This window comes from Virgibacillus kekensis, from assembly GCF_042654125.1.
Lineage (GTDB): Bacteria > Bacillota > Bacilli > Bacillales > Amphibacillaceae > Lentibacillus > Lentibacillus kekensis.
Window position 1 is genome coordinate 92308 of record NZ_JBHSFU010000004.1, and the last position, 16285, is coordinate 108592.

Consider the following 16285-nt stretch of genomic DNA (forward strand, 5'->3'; position numbering starts at 1 on the left):
TAGTATACTTAAAGTTTTGAAAAAAAGTAAGCCCTATACGGGTTTATATGGCACCTTGATGATAATGGTAGTACCCTCGCCAATTGTTGAGTTAATCGATAATGTGCCATCAAGCATATCAACCCGTTCACGCATCCCTATCAGCCCGAATGATTTATCCCGTTTTTGTGTCGGATCAAAACCTTTCCCGTAATCTTTAATAACCATGGATAAGTTCTTCTCGCAAATTTCGATTTTAACTTTGATTAACGGAGCCCCTGCGTGCTTAACCGCATTTTGTATTGCTTCCTGGGCGAGCCGAAAAAATGCAATCTCATACCTTTGGTTAAGGCGTTTATTTTGACCGATAGAGGAAAATTCGATTTCGGTGTCATTATAGTCCGCTATTGTAGCACAATACTTTTTGATGGTTGGAATAAGCCCAAGGTCATCCAAGGCCATTGGCCGCAGATCATAAATAATACGCCGCACCTCATACAAGGAGGAACGAATCATTTTCCGGACGCTTTTAATTTCTTCCAGTGCATCATTAACCGTCCCTTCACGAAATGTTCGGTCGACCAGCTCGGAACGGAGTAGAATATTGGCAAGCATCTGTGCTGGACCATCATGAATTTCCCGGGAGATTTTACGTCGTTCTTCTTCCTGTGCCTCGATTATTTTCAAACCGAATTGCTGCTTCTCTTTTGCTTCTTCAATCATTTCATTGACCTGTCGGAAATCGTCATTAAGATAGGTGAGTATGACTGTTATTTTACCGGCAAGCCCTTCAGCCCGCTCAATCGTCTGATCAAGCGCAAGAAGTCGCCGTTCCAGGTCATCCCGTCTGTCACGGAGTCCTTTTTCTTCCTGGCGCAGCATCGCAAGTTCAGTTTGCATGGCATGCGTATTTTCATAGACTTCCCGTATTTCATTCTCGGAATAACGGTCAAAAAACTTGCTTACTTCAGACAACCGCTGCCGTGAAAATCGCACTTTTTGTTCGAGCGCATCCCCTGTGTTGATATGTTCGATAACCTTTTCTTTTGTCTCTTTCAGCTGGCGTTGGAGATGTTCGTACTCATTCCTGGCCTCTTCGCTGATGTTAAAAATCTCGTCTTTGCTGTTTTGCACTACATCGATCATCTCATCAATGACATTATCGAGCGCTTTCTCTTCTACCTTTTGTGCCATAAAATCCCACCAACCTATGATATAATAATTCGCAGCAGTCCGTTCTTTTTATAGGGTCTTATACCCGATTCAGGAAAAATTATCCTATTAAAAAATACAAGCGCCTTGCTTTCCCCTGCTTGATATATTTAGGGCTAGAAAATAGCGATTTGCCGTATGTTTAAGGTTCTATTAAATGAGTTCACGGGAGGTTCCTATAAAATGTTATCTAACTATTATACCGTAAAACAGGAAGGATTTAACCAGATAACGATACAAAAATCACGTTTTCTTGGATATGTTCGGCGGGTCGAAACGGAAGAACAGGCCCAGTCCTTTATCCAGGAAATTAAAAAGAAGCATCATGACGCCAATCATAATTGTTCTGCCTATATGATAGGAGAAAATAATCAGATTCAGAAAGCGAACGATGATGGTGAGCCAAGCGGAACAGCTGGCGTCCCCATACTTGAAGTGTTAAAAAAACAGGATCTTAAAGATACAGCTGTGGTGGTCACCAGATACTTCGGCGGAATTAAACTCGGTGCCGGCGGACTTATCCGCGCTTACGGCAGTACGACATCTGAAGCGATAAAAGCTACCGGGGTAGTCCAACGCCAACTAATGTCTGGAATATCAGTAACTGTTGATTACTCGCTGCTCGGAAAACTGGAGAATGTCCTTCGCAACTCAACCCATGTCCTGGAATCAATTAATTACCTGGACAAGGTAGAATTTCTCGTCTACGCCCGGGATGGTGAAGAGGAAGATTTCCGTAGCTGGATCACAGATCTTACCAGTGACCAGGCAGAATTCGATAACAAAGGGACCGCTTATATCGAACTAGATGTGGAATAATACAACTGGGCGCTGTCCTACAACGTGGACAGTGCCCCCTCATCTGCTATCAGCACCACATTCTCATGTTTTTGCAAGATGGATCCCGGAAACTCTTCCGTAACGGTGCCATTTATCAGACGATTTACAGCCTCCGCTTTTTTCTCCCCTGATACGAGCAGCATTATTTTTTTACATTCCATAATCGTCCCAATCCCCATTGTAATTGCTTTCTCGGGCACTTCATCCAAAGAACTGAAAAAACGAGCATTGGCCTTTCTTGTAGTCATATCCAAATCAACTATATGTGTTTTGCTGTCGAAAGCAGTACCAGGCTCATTGAACCCGATATGTCCGTTCAGACCCAATCCTAATACCTGGAGATCAATATTGCCTGCATCACGGATCAACTGCTCATACTGGTGGCATTCTTTTTCCAGATCAGTTGCATTTCCGTGCGGGAGGTATGTCTGGTTTCCTGGAACGTCAATGTGGTTGAACAGTTTCTCCTGCATATAAAAACGATAGCTGTTCGAATGGCTTCCTGGAAGACCGACATACTCATCCAGATTGAATGTTTTCGCCTGCTGAAAAGATACCTCACCCCGCCGAAAAGCATTGATCAGCTGCTGATAAAGGCCCTCTGGTGTTGACCCTGTCGCAAGACCCAAAACCGGGTTTTTTTGCCCTTTTATCTGGTCAATAATTATTTGACATGCCTTTTCACTTAAACCCTGATAATCTTTAACCTTGATAATTTCCATTTAACTATACCTCCTGATGTGCAATGATGCCCCGACAGAAAGTATATTTGATGGTTAAATTATTGTCCACAAGTAAAAGATCCGCATCCTTTCCTTCTGCAATACTTCCTTTTCGCCCAAATATACCCAGTTGTCTGGCAGGGTTTTCTGATGCCATTTCAATAATATTGTCGATGGTAACACCATCCAGTTGCATCATTTGTTTCGCTCCATTGACCAATTGAAGAATACTACCCGCAAGCGTCCCATCGTTCAAAACTGCCCGATCTTCGGTTACCTTCACTGCCTGTCCACCCAGCTCATAATCACCCGCCTGCAGACATTTTGCCCGCATAGCGTCGGTAATCAGGATCAGCCGCTCGCTTCCGATGTTTTGATAAATCAAATCGAGCATCTGTGGTGAAACGTGAATACCATCGGCAATCAATTCCGCCCGAAGTTCCTTCAGCTTAAATGCAGCCCCAACAACCCCAATATCACGGTGATGGATTCCTGACATCGCGTTGCAGAGATGAGTCACCTGGCGCACACCGTGAGAAACGGCCTGTTGCATCCCCTCAAATCCAGTACCCGTATGTCCTGCAGATACATTTACACCGGTTTGATGCAAATATTTTGTAAAACTACCATCTGCATCATGCTCAGGTGCCATAGTGATCGTTCTGATTTTATTATCGGATAACTCCTGCCACTTTTTAAAGAGATTTATATCCGGTTTTTGGATATATTCCGCAGGCTGTGCGCCTTTTTTACTCTTTTCTATAAACGGTCCTTCCAGATGTATACCGATCACTTCAGCCTGTCCTGGCCGAGATGTATATCCAGCAACATTCTTAAGCGCCTTTTCAATATTCTCAGGAGATTGGGTAATGGTCGTCGCCAGGAAGCCAGTTGTACCTTCTGCAGGTAAGGCTTTAGCCATCGTCGAAAGGGCTTCTGGAGTTCCATCCATTACATCGGCTCCAGCCGCTCCATGAATATGTCCATCAATAAATCCCGGAATCAGATGAAGCCCATTGGCATCAATCACCTCAGCATCCGGCGGAATCGGACTGTTATGGTCCGTGTACAATTTAGTTATCTTACCATCGCTGATTAATACCGAACCATTCAAAGTTCCCTCATTTTCAGTATGTACTCTAGCATTTTTTATATATAAATCCTTCACCATTATGCCTCAACCCTTTTTATTTTCTTCTATTTAACGGTAGCATACCAGCACCCCCCTGTCTAGAAAGCGTTAACTGGTAAAAATGCCGGCGACTCTGTAAGGTGGAACCTCATTCCGTTAAAAGGGATGAAATGGGGGAAAAAAGGTGTGGGACGGAATGAGGTTCCGAGAAATAAAAAAACTGCATCCCTTAATAGAGACGCAGATTCATATATATTAGTTTGCTATAGGTTTATTTCCTCTAGTTAGTTCGGTTACCAAGGCTTTAATAACTTCTTCAGACGACTGAAATTTATCTTTCTCGGTTTCCTCAATCATCTTCTTAAGCATATCTTTATAACGTTCTTGCTCAACCATTTTCATACCGCCTTTTTTGAAAATATTAAAAACATCATATCACATGTTAGGGAAAGATGGTGTCGAATTATGTCGCTTCGGAAATTTATTAGGATTTTTTATAGCTTTCGATTTCTGTTCTGCTTTGTGACTGCCCATCGTTGAAAAACCGTCAGACATATTACAGCCAGTAAAGCACCAAAACTATCAAGTATAACATCCCCAAAATATGGTGTGCGGTTTGCCGTAAAGGACTGATGAAATTCATCAAGCCCGGCATAGGCCACGGTAAGAACAAAGCCTATCGCTGACTTTTTCCATAAACGTGTCATACCCATTTTATGCAGAGCAAGGTAAAACAGACACATCAGCACAAAAAACACCCCGACATGCGCACCCTTACGGACAAAAAATTCAATAAAACCTTCAATCCCAAGAACTGCAACACTGACCTCTGAGTGATGGTAGGTAAAATTAATCCAATCAAACCACGGCGTCAGAAATGATAAATCAAATGTATTGGACAAAAACGGCTTCATATTCTGTTCCTGATACGGTGTCGCCGACGAATAGTAAATGATTCCCATCCAGGCAATCGGCAGCAGCCAATATCCGTATTTTAATAAAATTGCTTTCATGCTATCACGCTTCCCAATTCCATACCTCAATTCCATTTAATCTAAACTGGTGAAACTCTTCTTTGCGGAGCAGCTTCTCCACCTCACGGATAGGACCTGTCACAGTAGCTCCAAATACTTTTATACCGTTCTCCTGGATATATTCCAGCCGTTTTCTGTCTATATCGGAAGCGTAATAGCCTCCTTCATTAACCATCCAATTAATATTCTCATAGAACTGATCAACTGAACGCTCTATAGTTTGCATACTCAGCGGACTTATCCATGAAGACGGCCGATTATTTTCATCATACCTTGTAGCCGGATTAAGAATTAGCGTTGAAGCAAAGGTGAATTGGCCAGCCTGGGAGTATGGCACTTCCACTTCAGTAATTTCCCCACCATACACAGGCATATTCAGGACGCTTATATTATAATTATCAAGCTCCTTGAGCAATGCTTTCGGAGACATTGCCTTCTTGATAGAAAACTGTACTTGAATTACATTACCCCCATCGATTTTTTCCAGCTGGGAACGAACAGGCTCACTTGCATTCGGCTTTACATATGTTTCACCTCTACCGAGCAACTCGTTTGGAATAACAAATCCTTTGAGGCCGCTTTGATTTAAATATTTCTCATCAAGCTGCAGGGAATAATCTAATTCACCAAACAGTTGTTTCTCCGCTGAAACTTCTCCAATAACCACATCCCAATCACCGATTTCCCGGTATAATTTCAAGGTTGTCGACTGTGTCAGCAGTGGATTGATTTCTGCATCACTACCCCCACTAGCATTATTCACTTCAACCCCGGGATAGTGAGTCTCTATCACGGTAGAAACAAGTCTGTCGAAGCCCGCCTGCTTGTTAAAATCATAAAAAATGCTTACCGGGATCGTGTAGGCGATATAAACCAACAATATAAGCAGGAGCGTCTTGATTACAGTTAATGTAATGGATAAGCGGGTGCGCCATACAAGTTTCTTAGCACTCTTTTGATCCAATTCTTCCTGCCCACTTTCATTCCAGTCGCCTAATACATTTTTATCATCGTCCATCAATAGACCTCCCTCTTAAAAGCTCATCGTAATAACGGAATTTTTTCCTTGCCCTGTGCAGCGTAGTCTTCACCTGGCTATCACTTAAACCCGTCGTCGACACGATTTCTTTATATGTAAATTCCTGTATCTCCCGTAAATACAACACTGTTCGCATTCGTTCAGGCAATCTGTCCAATACGCTCTCGATATGCTCCTGTCTTGATTTGTTTTCCAGACTTTCATCCGGGTTACCTATATCACTGTTCTGCGTGCTTTCTGTCTTTATCCTTTCAACCATACGTTTTTCCGATTTCGATTTTCGGCTTGTATCAATATAAAGATTTCTCGCCACCTTAAAAAGCCATGCTTTTGGCTCTTTAACATATTGTACATTTAAGGAAATCATCGCCCTGTAGAATGTTTCCTGCAGCAATTCCTCGGCAACTTGTTTATTGCGGCTCATTTGCAATAAATATCGGTACAGCGGGAGTTGATATTCTTCAAATAAGTCGGCAAAAATCTTCTTTTCCAATCAACTCCTCCCCCCTCTATTACAACAACGAAACAGCAATGAACTTTGTTACATTTTTTTAAAAAGATTATTTCCGGAAGATAATTGCTTAAGATGTAAATGGATAAATCTATGAAACTTGCCGAGCAGTGAAATATATTTACACAACCGTGGAAAGCGAAATGTATTTCGATTTAGTCCACTTACCGCTAATTTTTTAACCACACAAAAAAACCGCAAGCTTATGGCTCACGGCTTTTAGTTTTCCTGTTTATTACGCCACTTGTTGAACTCCAGATACTCTTTAAACTGTTCTTTGGAAACACCTGAACTCATTGCTTCCTGAACAATCTCCAACCATTCCCCATCCAACTTTTCTTCTATATCGTTCTCATTATTTTTTTGAATAATGTCATTTACGGATACTCCCAGTACAGAACTAATTTTCTCGATAAACTGGATCGATGGATTTGTCTGAAGGTTTCGTTCTATAGAGCTTAGATATGATTTCGCCACTCCTGCCCGCTCAGCGAGTTCAGATATGGACATTTTTCTTTCTTTACGTATTTGCTTTATTTTTTCACCGATCAAGCCATACACCTTCTTTCAGATTAAATTATACCACAAAAAGGCGTATAGTTCTATATAAAGCACATTATTTTTACATTATTCTTTCACTTTTTTTCATCTTTCTCCAGAAACAACCGTATGTCCTCAACTGTCAGTCCAATTGCTTTCGCCTCTTTCATTAAAAATACCCACTCTAAATCCAGATCGTTACCAAGCTCGACTTTTCGTTCAGCACTCTGCATGTTTCCCCGTCCCCCATTTTAATTCCCAGGTAATCCAGCCGCCATAGCAACAATGCGTTAGACCTGTGACTTTGCGCCCTTATCTTTCAATAAGTTTGCTCTTTTCTGAGGATCCATGTTTTTCTTAGGACTACTATACTATAAAACTTCAATTTTGTGGGTGTCTTGTTTTGTCAAATGCAAACTAGTTTTGTAATTATCAGAAAACATTTTGGCGATATAGGGCTTTTGTTCTATAGATGTATTGATTTGTTCCTAAAAATAACCTATATTCTAATTAGATTACTTTTTCTGGAGGCGGATGTGGATGAAAGGTGTCGCTATATTACTCACGATTGCCGGGATTATTTTTATCGGAATTGGCGGCTACCAACTGTTTAAAACCGATCATTCGCAAAATAAAAGCCTGGAAGAAGCAAAAATCCGGCTGGCAGATCAAAAAAGTGAAACATCTTCCTCCCTCCAATCGTCTCATATGTTGGAGCCTTTTCTGCCGGACGAGGGTGAATCAGTTGGAATTCTGCATATTCCGAGGCTGAACGCCGAACTCCCTATCATTGAAGGAACTGATCCGGAAGAACTGGCGAAAGGGGTTGGCCATTATGCAGGGACGGCTTATCCGCTTGAAAAAAATCAGGTAGTTTTATCTGGACACCGCGATACCGTATTCCGCCGAATGGGGGAACTGAAACTCGGCGATACGTTGACAGTCAGAATGCCATATGGGGACTTTACCTATCAAATTACCGATACCGAAATTGTCAATGCTGATGACCGAACCGTAATTAAGTCAACTGCACCTGACGAGGTTCTCACCCTGACAACCTGCTATCCTTTTTCGTATATCGGTAACGCACCTGACCGTTACATCATTACCGCCCTCCCGGTCATAAATGAGTGATGGACGATAATGGCGGGGTCAGCTATAATTATAGTAATGGAAACAGCAGAGGAGAATAATAGTGGATTCAAGAACAGAAAAAAGACAGCACAAGAAGAAAAGAAAATGGCCATACTGGGTTGTTGGAATAATTGCAGCATTAGTACTAGCGATCGGCAGCTATATTTATTTTATATATGATCAGGTTGGCGATACAGTCGCCGTGATGCATGAACCGCTTCCCGGTGATGACAGTGAAGAGCGACAGAAAGAGCTTAACAGTATCTTCAGTGAAAATAAATCTATTAATATACTTTTACTTGGTGTTGATGAGCGTAAAAACGATAAAGGCCGTTCAGATACGATGGTTTTGATGTCACTTAACCCGAAAACCAACTCCATGAAAATGTTGAGTATTCCGCGTGATACGTATGTGAATATTCCAGGTGAAGGAATGGACAAAATTAACCACGCATATGCATTTGGCGATGTGAGCCTTACAGTAAAGACTGTTGAACAGATGCTTGATTTACCAATCCATTTCTACTCAAAAGTTAACATGGAAGGATTCAAGCAAGGTGTCGACGCACTGGGTGGAGTTACCGTTAAAAATGACCAGGCATTCACCCAGGGCGGTGAGCGTTTCCCTGCCGGTGAAATTAACCTGAATGGTGAGGAAGCTCTGAAGTACACGCGGATGCGGAAAAACGATCCGCGCGGAGATTTGGGACGGAATGAACGGCAGCGTGAAGTTATCAAAGCTGCGGTAGCAGAAGCAGCCAGCTTTTCGAGCATCACCAAGGTCACCGATATTCTGGATGTACTTGGTGGTAATGTGAAGACAAACATGACAATGGAGCAGATGCAGACATTGTTCACTGATTACCGTCAGACCCGTAACAATATTGAGACGATGGAAATCAGCGGGAGCGGCGATATGATCAACCGTGGCTGGTACTATATCGTACCTGATGAAGAAATGAATAGAATTAAAAGTGAGCTAAAGAATCATATGAACGCAGAATAAGTCATCTCCGGATGGCTTATCTTTTTACCTATACATGTTTTTGCATTAGGAAAATGATATTATTAAAGAGAATAAAGGATACATTTAAGGGGGTCACTATGAAGAAAATAATTGCATTGATTTCTGTTCTATTGCTTGTTGTGATTACAGCCTGTGCCGAGGATGAAGTAACTCCACAGGAACGGTTTGATCAGTATGTAAAACATTGGAACAAAAAAGAATTCAGCGAAATGTACAAAATGGTCACCACCAATTCAGAGAAAGAATATCCGACAGAAGAATTCGTTGACCGCTATAAAAATATATACGGAGACTTAAATGTTGAAAATCTTAAGGTGACATATAAGAAATTATCGGCAGAAGATATAGAAACCGCTATGGAAAAAGGGACGGCACAGTTTCCATTCCAAGTGAAAATGGAAACAATTGCAGGGCCGATTAACTTTGATTATGAAGCTACCCTAATCCAGGAGGGTGAAGAAGAAAATAAAAACTGGTTTGTTAAGTGGGATCCCGGTTTTATTTTTCCCCAAATAAAAGACGGAGGAAAAATCAGGATTGATACTGAAGCACCGAAGCGCGGAGAAATCCTTGATCGCAATCGGATGCCGCTCGCTATAAACGACAAGGTTCCAGAAATCGGAGTTGTACCTGAACGGCTCCAGCCTAATCCTGAAGAGCAAAAACAGAAAATCGCTGACTTACTCGGGATGAGTGTAGAGGAAATCAACAATGCCCTGAATGCTGGATGGGTTAAGCCGAATTTGTACGTTCCTCTGGCGAAGGTACCAAAGAATGACGAAGAAACATTAAGCCAACTGGCTGGAATAAATGGCGTTTCCCAACGTGCGGTAACCGGCCGGGTTTATCCCAACGGAGAAGCAACCGGGCATCTCGTCGGGTATATTGGCAAGATTACCGCTGAAGAACTGGAAAAACAGGAACCTGGTACGTATGGCCCGAACGATATAATCGGTAAGCGAGGAATGGAGCAATTGTTTGAAGACCGGTTGAAAGGTACTCAAGGTGTAGCCATTACCGTGGAAAAAGAAGGTCAAGATCCGGTTGTGCTTGCAGAAAAGCGAGTTGAGCACGGTGAAAATATTATTACGACAATTGATGCAGAATTACAGAAACAGATTTATGCGACATATGATGGAGACGCTGGTACGACCGCAGCAATTCATCCGAAGACCGGTGAAACCTTGGCGCTTGTCAGCAGTCCATCGTTCGACCCAAACCAATTCCTATTCGGCATCTCACAGTCGGAATGGGATAAACTGCAAAATGACCCACAACAGCCGCTGGTGAACCGTTTCACCGCTACCTATGCACCAGGCTCGACAATTAAACCTGTCACTGCCGCAATTGGACTTGGGAATGGCACTATTAAACCTGGTGAAGGTATGGAAATAAACGGTCTTACTTGGAGCGGTGGTGAAGGGTGGGGCAACTATGAAGTCCGCCGTGTATCCGAATCCAACGGACCAGTAGACGTCACAAATGCCTTGATACGTTCTGATAATATATTTTTCGCACGAAAAGCTGTTGAAATGGGTGTGGAAAAATATAGTAGTGGATTAAAGAAATTTGGATTCAGCAAAGAGTTTCCGTACACTTATCCAATCGAAACATCAACCATTTCAAACAGCGGCTCCCTTGATGATGAAGTTCTGCTTGCTGACACCAGTTATGGGCAGGGTGAGTTACAAATGAGCGCGCTCCATCTGGCTTCAACATTTACACCATTTCTCAATGATGGGAATCTGCTGAAACCAGTTCTGCTCGCTGATGAAGAAAAAAGCCAGGTCTGGCAGGAACAGCTGATTTCCACGGAACAAGCAAAAGTTGTGCGCGAGGCGCTTCGAAAAGTTGTCTCCTCCCCAATAGGTACAGCCAAAGGTGCACAAAAAGCTGATTTTCCTATATCCGGTAAGACTGGAACTGCTGAATTGAAGAAGGCTGGTGAGGAGTCAGGTGCTGAGAATGGATGGTTTGTCGCATATCCAAGTGACAGTCAGGACATTCTGCTTGCCATGATGGTTGAGAGTACCGAAGACCGTGGTGGCAGTGCCTACACGATTGACAAAGTAACAGAAGTATTATCAGCGTATAAGAATTAATCACTGGAAGAAGTCTACTCGACCAAATACGAGTAGACTTTTTTGTTGGCGTGAAACCTTTCAATATAACGCTGCATACAGGATCCACTTCACCCTCTCTACCCCTGCTTTTTTCCCTTTTAACGGAATGAGGTTCCAATTACCTCCATTTCTGACATCCAGATAAAACAAAGACCAAACCGATAATGCGATTTGGCCTGCAATCTCATATGCAATTTCAATTTCGTATCTATCTCCCCATAAGACATCCCTGCCCTATTTTGTCTGCCAGAATGAGAATCTGCTTCCTCTGTCCCCGTTCCCACTAACATTAACTGGTATCTGATGTGTTTTTTCCATGACCAGCTGGTAGTTCATCTCAATAGCCATGATATATTTGAAAATAATCAATCCGGTCAGGGCGAATTGAGCCAAACCACCAATTACATAAACCAAGCCGCCATCACTGTTTATTATCAATAGAGCTGCCAACAAAATTACTTGAATGAAGGTAGTCAGAAACGACCGCAATAATATGGATAATATAATTGAAACCATCCCAGCGATAAAAATAAAGCTAAACCCCTCTACTACGAATGAACCACCCATTACTCCTTCACCTCACTATTTCCCGGCTGTTCCGGTAAATCATATTGTGCCGTCCCGTATCGTCCATCCAGAAAACCGCCCGCAAGCCCCTCGTTGATCATTCGCTCAACCTCGTAATAATCGTTGTTTTCCATCATGACCCTCCCTCTTAGTTTCATTATCATATGTAAGGAGACCTATTTCCTTGACCCGTATCAACTTTTAAGAAATTGTCGCCCCCAGCACACTTTTTTTCTATCCATTAAAAAAAGCACTCCATCTAAGGAATGCTTTTTCATAAAAACACGGCGCCATATATCAATGTTATTCCTATTACAAATGCGGGATGAATACGCATCCGCTCAATCAGTAAAAAACTTGAAACGGTTATCAGCAGAACCTGCCATAACCCTATTCCTTCGTAGGACGTCTGGAAAAAACGCCAAGCCATTACACCAAGCAAAATAGCAATTACCGGCCGGACATACATTGTCAGCCGATGCACTTTTGGAGAATTTTTATATTTGTAGAGAATCCCTAAAAGGAGAATCATCAGCAATAGCGATGGGGCAACAGAAGCGAACACTCCGATGACCGCTCCTATTGGTCCTCCCTCGGCATAGCCGATATAACCGGCAAGTTTAGTTGCAACCGGACCTGGTAATGAATTGGCTATCGCAAGCATCTCACTGAATTCCTGTACACTCATCCATCCATATCGCCGGACAACCTCATTTTCAACAAGCGGAATGGACGCGGGGCCGCCGCCATATCCGAGAATCCCCGGAATGAAAAAAGCCATAAAAATATGCCAGTATTTCATGACAGCTTATCCCCCTTCTCGTCCGGAGATTTATCTTTCCTAGCTAAAGCAATCAATATCAACACGCCAATCAGAATGCCTGGATGTACATTCATGAACTCAAACAGCACAAATATAACTACTGACATAAGAAATGTCTGTGTCCAGCCCATCCCACGTCTTGCTTTATCGAAGAACTGCCATGTCAGAACGGCGAGCATCATTGCTACCACTGGAATTACCGCAGCAGTCATACCCTCAACCCAGCTTACATCCTTAATGCTCGATAGTGATGTAAGCAGAATAATCATCAGGGCAATTGTTGGGAGAATGGTAGCCATCACAGCATTAATCATCCCGAACATCCCAGAAACCTGGTAACCGATATACCCGGCCAGTTTTGTCGCAATCGGACCTGGCAATGTGTTGGAAAGCGCCAGCAAATCTCCAAAATCTTCATCGCTCATCCATCTGTATTTTTCAACGACTTCTTTATGTATAAGCGGTATGGATCCCGGACCACCACCGTAACCGAGAATTCCCACCCGGAAAAACGCTAGGAATAAATGCAATTGCTGCAAATGTATACCTCCTGGCTGGATGCCTGCTCATAATTTCTTAATTATTTTGTTGAATGATCAGTAATTGAAAACGTTTCATTCATTATTCCCGCAGGTTTCATTAAACATCATACCAAAAGTTTCGACAAAAAATAAGAACCACCCCTCATGTGAGGGGTGATTCTCAATAAAATTAACTTATTGTTTTACCTTTCCCTTGTTGGAAACATGGAACAGATACCATGCCACAATTGCAAATGCAATCAGGGAAACAATCGGACCGAAGAATGTATCGGTCGGGAACACAACTCCCGCTGTTACGGCAAGGGCGACAATTACACCCATCAATGCCTCACCAGCAATATAACCGGATGCGAGCAAAATACCGCGTTCGTTTTTCTCTTTAAGTTCTTCTTTATTCTTCGTGCGGCGTCTGATAATTCCTGCAATCAGTCCACCAACCATAATTGGCGATGTCATGTGGATTGGCAGGTAAAGACCAACCGCGAATGGAAGTGATCCAATTCCGAACAATTCAACGGTTGCCGCTGCTGCAGCACCAATGAAGATCAGATTCCATGGAAGATCGCCATTCATGATTCCATCAACAATCATGGACATTAGTACAGCCTGTGGTGCAGGTAGTTCCGCTGAACCGAATCCATATGCATTATCAAGCAGAATCAGGATGAATCCAATTACAATACTTGTAATCAGAACACCATAAAGTTGCGCGATTTGTTGCCACTTAGGTGTAGCACCAACATAGAAACCGGTTTTAAGGTCCTGTGAAGTATCTCCGGCAATCGCTGCCGCAATACAAACAACTGAACCGATAATGATTGCGGTAACCATTCCAGCCTGTCCAGTTTGACCAACTGCAGACAGGACTAATGAAATGAAAATCAGCGCACCAATAGTCATACCGGATACCGGGTTTGAGGAACTACCTACAATACCAACAATCCTAGCAGATACGGTTACAAAGAAGAAACCGAAAATGAACAACAGAATGGACCCTATAAGTCCGAGGTTGATAGTTGGCCAGAACATAAGGACAGCCAGGAATATCACTGTTAGAATAACAATCAATATTACTGGAATATCCTTCTCTGTACGAAGGTCTTCTCCCTCACCCGCTGAAGAGAATCCTTTCATCGCACCTGTAAATGAAGAAGCGATGGTTGGCAGTGTTTTGACCAGACCTATAATACCACCGAATGCCACTGCTCCGGCACCGATGTAACGAAGATAGTTATCCCAAATCTGATGGAAGCCCATGTCGGCAATCGGAACTTCACCAGGATAGATGGTTGCATCAGTGAAACCGCCAATATAGCTAATTAACGGAATGATTCCAAGCCAGCCTAGCACACCACCGGCAAACATGATTCCTGCAATACGTGGCCCGATAATATAACCAACACCAAGTAGTGCAGGTAACGTGTCGATACCAATTGCAGCATTTTTAAATTTATAGATTTCCCATTCAACCGAAGACGGGAATGCTTTCACGGCATCTGTCAGCAACTTGAACGCTGCGCCGATTCCAAGACCGCCAAACACAAGCTTGGCTCCCTGGCCACCGCGTTCACCTGCCTGAAGTACTTCCGCACATGCGGTACCTTCAGGATACGGCAAATTCTTATGCTCATTAACAATCAATGCGCGGCGAAGCGGAATCATAAGAACAACTCCCAAGATACCACCAGCAAGTGCAATGATTGCAATTGTTGACAGGCTTGGCTCCAATTGCCAAATAAACAATGCAGGCAATGTGAAAATAACCCCTGCAGCCAATGACTCACCTGTTGACGTAATCGTCTGGACAATGTTATTTTCCAGAATCGAGGTACGTTTCAGGATGATTCGTAGTACCGCCATTGAAATTACAGCGGCCGGTATTGATGCGGACACAGTCATACCAACAATAAGTCCAAGATACGCATTTGCTGCGCCGAAAACAATTGCAAGTACCGCACCGACCACCATTGCAACCCAAGTGAATTCCGGGGGTTTCTGGGATGCAGGAACATATGGCTTAAATCCCGGATTTGGATCCTTCTGTGACAAGTTAGACACCTTCCTTTAGTTGAATTGCAGTCCATTTCAGTTTATATATTCTAAATATATAGATAAATATCATGAAACAGAAAAACCTTACTATGTATACACAGCAAGGAATGGACCGCTTTGTTTTTAGAAAATTTTCACCCTTAGTACAATAATGCCAAGGAATACAGCAATATTTATAGTATCATAAATCCTATTTTTTAGAAACAAAAAAATCTTATCGTATGTCGTTAATTGTCGCACTTTAATATAATTTCGTCTAGTCCGACAGTTATGTGACCGTTTACATTTCATTAATATGCCCGTTTCCTGTTTCCCACTCAATGCTTAAGAACGTTTGGATTCTTCAATTGTGAGGAGAAATTACAATTGGGGATATAACCCTCATCGAAGGGTACAATTTAGCCAAAAAAACACCCCCTTTTCAGAGAGTGTGTAATATTATTTATAACAATTTAACTAACGACTGAAATGCCTCAAAATCACGTTCATCAAGCGATTTATCAATCAGTCGCTTTAGATTGAGCTTTTCAAGCTCGTTAATGATAGCGTTTTCATTTTTAGATTCCTCATTTTTAATTTCATCGATATAGTACGGGTCAGCAATCGAGTTAAGCTGCACCAAAAAGTCCGGAAGAGAGACAAGTTCACTTAAGGTCATGTATATGATATCCTTTCCTTTTTGAAAAGCAAACCTGGCACCTACGTTTTCTACTCGCTTTGTCTTGCGGTTAATACGGATTTCCTTGGATTCGATCGGAACAAATTGATAAACCTTCTTATTAATAAATACTGCGAAATATTGATAAGCCAGAATAACCTGTACATAATCATCATCAGCTTTTATATAATACGGCTTCAGCATCTTCACGGTTACCATTCTTGCACCTCCCGGATATCTTTAAACTCATAATTTTCTGTTAATTTATTTTACTATACTTCTTTATAAAATACAAGGGAATTTAATGGAAAATTTCTTGTAAAAAACTGCCGCTAATCGACAGAATTAAC

19 protein-coding genes and 1 riboswitch are annotated in these 16285 nt (G+C 42.3%); of the genes, 4 read left to right on the forward strand and 15 right to left on the reverse strand.

The features are described from left to right. Positions 1-33: 33 nt before the first annotated feature. Complete coding sequence (locus ACFO3D_RS04855; protein WP_390293509.1) at positions 34-1173, reverse strand: sensor histidine kinase; 1140 nt, start codon at positions 1171-1173, stop codon at positions 34-36. Between the two features lie 201 nt (positions 1174-1374). Between ACFO3D_RS04855 and ACFO3D_RS04860 the strand changes: the two genes are divergently transcribed. Then, on the forward strand, positions 1375-2010 hold the full coding sequence (locus ACFO3D_RS04860; protein ID WP_390293510.1) for a YigZ family protein: 636 nt from the start codon (positions 1375-1377) through the stop codon (positions 2008-2010). Between the two features lie 17 nt (positions 2011-2027). On the opposite strand, the gene nagB is transcribed toward ACFO3D_RS04860, so the two are convergent. The 8 genes from nagB to ACFO3D_RS04900 form a co-directional block, all read right to left on the reverse strand. After that, complete coding sequence (nagB, locus tag ACFO3D_RS04865) at positions 2028-2753, reverse strand: glucosamine-6-phosphate deaminase (protein WP_390293511.1); 726 nt, start codon at positions 2751-2753, stop codon at positions 2028-2030. A gap of 4 nt (positions 2754-2757) precedes the next feature. After that, positions 2758-3924: an N-acetylglucosamine-6-phosphate deacetylase gene (gene nagA / locus ACFO3D_RS04870; RefSeq protein ID WP_390293512.1), complete on the reverse strand. Its 1167-nt coding sequence runs from the start codon at positions 3922-3924 to the stop codon at positions 2758-2760. Positions 3925-4140: 216 nt separating this feature from the next. After that, entirely contained in the window at positions 4141-4281 is a 141-nt protein-coding gene (locus ACFO3D_RS04875) for a hypothetical protein (RefSeq protein ID WP_390293513.1), read from the reverse strand. Positions 4282-4379: 98 nt separating this feature from the next. Next, positions 4380-4898: a VanZ family protein gene (locus ACFO3D_RS04880; protein ID WP_390293515.1), complete on the reverse strand. Its 519-nt coding sequence runs from the start codon at positions 4896-4898 to the stop codon at positions 4380-4382. A 4-nt stretch (positions 4899-4902) separates the two neighbouring features. Further along, positions 4903-5937: an anti sigma factor C-terminal domain-containing protein gene (locus tag ACFO3D_RS04885; protein WP_390293516.1), complete on the reverse strand. Its 1035-nt coding sequence runs from the start codon at positions 5935-5937 to the stop codon at positions 4903-4905. Beyond that, entirely contained in the window at positions 5927-6451 is a 525-nt protein-coding gene (locus ACFO3D_RS04890; RefSeq protein WP_390293517.1) for an RNA polymerase sigma factor, read from the reverse strand. Before ACFO3D_RS04890 ends, ACFO3D_RS04885 begins: the two co-directional genes overlap by 11 nt. 237 nt (positions 6452-6688) lie before the next feature. Further along, positions 6689-7021 (reverse strand): helix-turn-helix domain-containing protein, encoded by a 333-nt coding sequence (locus ACFO3D_RS04895; RefSeq protein ID WP_390293518.1) that lies wholly within the window; start codon positions 7019-7021, stop codon positions 6689-6691. Positions 7022-7104: 83 nt separating this feature from the next. After that, the gene (locus tag ACFO3D_RS04900; protein WP_390293519.1) at positions 7105-7242 is read right to left on the reverse strand and encodes an anti-repressor SinI family protein; all 138 of its coding nucleotides are present in this window, start codon (positions 7240-7242) and stop codon (positions 7105-7107) included. A 25-nt stretch (positions 7243-7267) separates the two neighbouring features. Beyond that, a riboswitch (cyclic di-GMP riboswitch) is annotated at positions 7268-7352 on the reverse strand. A 197-nt stretch (positions 7353-7549) separates the two neighbouring features. Here ACFO3D_RS04900 and ACFO3D_RS04905 point away from each other — a divergent pair. The 3 genes from ACFO3D_RS04905 to ACFO3D_RS04915 all read left to right on the forward strand — a co-directional run bounded on the left by ACFO3D_RS04905 (position 7550) and on the right by ACFO3D_RS04915 (position 11272). Next, the gene (locus ACFO3D_RS04905) at positions 7550-8143 is read left to right on the forward strand and encodes a class D sortase (RefSeq protein WP_390293520.1); all 594 of its coding nucleotides are present in this window, start codon (positions 7550-7552) and stop codon (positions 8141-8143) included. Positions 8144-8204: 61 nt separating this feature from the next. Next, positions 8205-9149: an LCP family glycopolymer transferase gene (locus ACFO3D_RS04910; RefSeq protein WP_390293521.1), complete on the forward strand. Its 945-nt coding sequence runs from the start codon at positions 8205-8207 to the stop codon at positions 9147-9149. Positions 9150-9247: 98 nt separating this feature from the next. Then, positions 9248-11272: a penicillin-binding transpeptidase domain-containing protein gene (locus ACFO3D_RS04915; protein ID WP_390293522.1), complete on the forward strand. Its 2025-nt coding sequence runs from the start codon at positions 9248-9250 to the stop codon at positions 11270-11272. A gap of 255 nt (positions 11273-11527) precedes the next feature. On the opposite strand, the gene ACFO3D_RS04920 is transcribed toward ACFO3D_RS04915, so the two are convergent. The 6 genes from ACFO3D_RS04920 to ACFO3D_RS04945 form a co-directional block, all read right to left on the reverse strand. Then, positions 11528-11860, reverse strand: a complete 333-nt coding sequence (locus ACFO3D_RS04920) for a hypothetical protein (protein ID WP_390293523.1) — start codon at positions 11858-11860, stop codon at positions 11528-11530. After that, positions 11860-11997 (reverse strand): hypothetical protein, encoded by a 138-nt coding sequence (locus ACFO3D_RS04925; protein WP_390293524.1) that lies wholly within the window; start codon positions 11995-11997, stop codon positions 11860-11862. Before ACFO3D_RS04925 ends, ACFO3D_RS04920 begins: the two co-directional genes overlap by 1 nt. Before the next feature lie 137 nt (positions 11998-12134). After that, a complete protein-coding gene (locus ACFO3D_RS04930) occupies positions 12135-12662 on the reverse strand; it encodes a chromate transporter (RefSeq protein ID WP_390293525.1) in 528 nt (175 codons plus the stop codon). Next, positions 12659-13222: a chromate transporter gene (locus tag ACFO3D_RS04935; protein WP_390293526.1), complete on the reverse strand. Its 564-nt coding sequence runs from the start codon at positions 13220-13222 to the stop codon at positions 12659-12661. Before ACFO3D_RS04935 ends, ACFO3D_RS04930 begins: the two co-directional genes overlap by 4 nt. Before the next feature lie 177 nt (positions 13223-13399). Beyond that, entirely contained in the window at positions 13400-15274 is a 1875-nt protein-coding gene (locus tag ACFO3D_RS04940) for an OPT family oligopeptide transporter (protein WP_390293528.1), read from the reverse strand. A gap of 445 nt (positions 15275-15719) precedes the next feature. Further along, the gene (locus ACFO3D_RS04945) at positions 15720-16154 is read right to left on the reverse strand and encodes an IDEAL domain-containing protein (RefSeq protein WP_390293529.1); all 435 of its coding nucleotides are present in this window, start codon (positions 16152-16154) and stop codon (positions 15720-15722) included. Positions 16155-16285: the final 131 nt, after the last annotated feature.

Excerpts from the sequence above, each read along its gene's own strand:
- ACFO3D_RS04900 (WP_390293519.1), bottom strand. The coding sequence starts at position 7,242 with ATGCAGAGTGCTGAACGAAAAGTCGAGCTTGGTAACGATCTGGATTTA.
- ACFO3D_RS04885 (WP_390293516.1), bottom strand. The coding sequence starts at position 5,937 with ATGGACGATGATAAAAATGTATTAGGCGACTGGAATGAAAGTGGGCAG.
- ACFO3D_RS04860 (WP_390293510.1), top strand. The coding sequence starts at position 1,375 with ATGTTATCTAACTATTATACCGTAAAACAGGAAGGATTTAACCAGATA.
- ACFO3D_RS04855 (WP_390293509.1), bottom strand. The coding sequence starts at position 1,173 with ATGGCACAAAAGGTAGAAGAGAAAGCGCTCGATAATGTCATTGATGAG.
- ACFO3D_RS04915 (WP_390293522.1), top strand. The coding sequence starts at position 9,248 with ATGAAGAAAATAATTGCATTGATTTCTGTTCTATTGCTTGTTGTGATT.
- ACFO3D_RS04945 (WP_390293529.1), bottom strand. The coding sequence starts at position 16,154 with ATGGTAACCGTGAAGATGCTGAAGCCGTATTATATAAAAGCTGATGAT.
- nagB (WP_390293511.1), bottom strand. The coding sequence starts at position 2,753 with ATGGAAATTATCAAGGTTAAAGATTATCAGGGTTTAAGTGAAAAGGCA.
- ACFO3D_RS04905 (WP_390293520.1), top strand. The coding sequence starts at position 7,550 with ATGAAAGGTGTCGCTATATTACTCACGATTGCCGGGATTATTTTTATC.
- ACFO3D_RS04875 (WP_390293513.1), bottom strand. The coding sequence starts at position 4,281 with ATGGTTGAGCAAGAACGTTATAAAGATATGCTTAAGAAGATGATTGAG.
- ACFO3D_RS04920 (WP_390293523.1), bottom strand. The coding sequence starts at position 11,860 with ATGGGTGGTTCATTCGTAGTAGAGGGGTTTAGCTTTATTTTTATCGCT.
- ACFO3D_RS04925 (WP_390293524.1), bottom strand. The coding sequence starts at position 11,997 with ATGATGGAAAACAACGATTATTACGAGGTTGAGCGAATGATCAACGAG.
- ACFO3D_RS04930 (WP_390293525.1), bottom strand. The coding sequence starts at position 12,662 with ATGAAATACTGGCATATTTTTATGGCTTTTTTCATTCCGGGGATTCTC.
- ACFO3D_RS04880 (WP_390293515.1), bottom strand. The coding sequence starts at position 4,898 with ATGAAAGCAATTTTATTAAAATACGGATATTGGCTGCTGCCGATTGCC.
- nagA (WP_390293512.1), bottom strand. The coding sequence starts at position 3,924 with ATGGTGAAGGATTTATATATAAAAAATGCTAGAGTACATACTGAAAAT.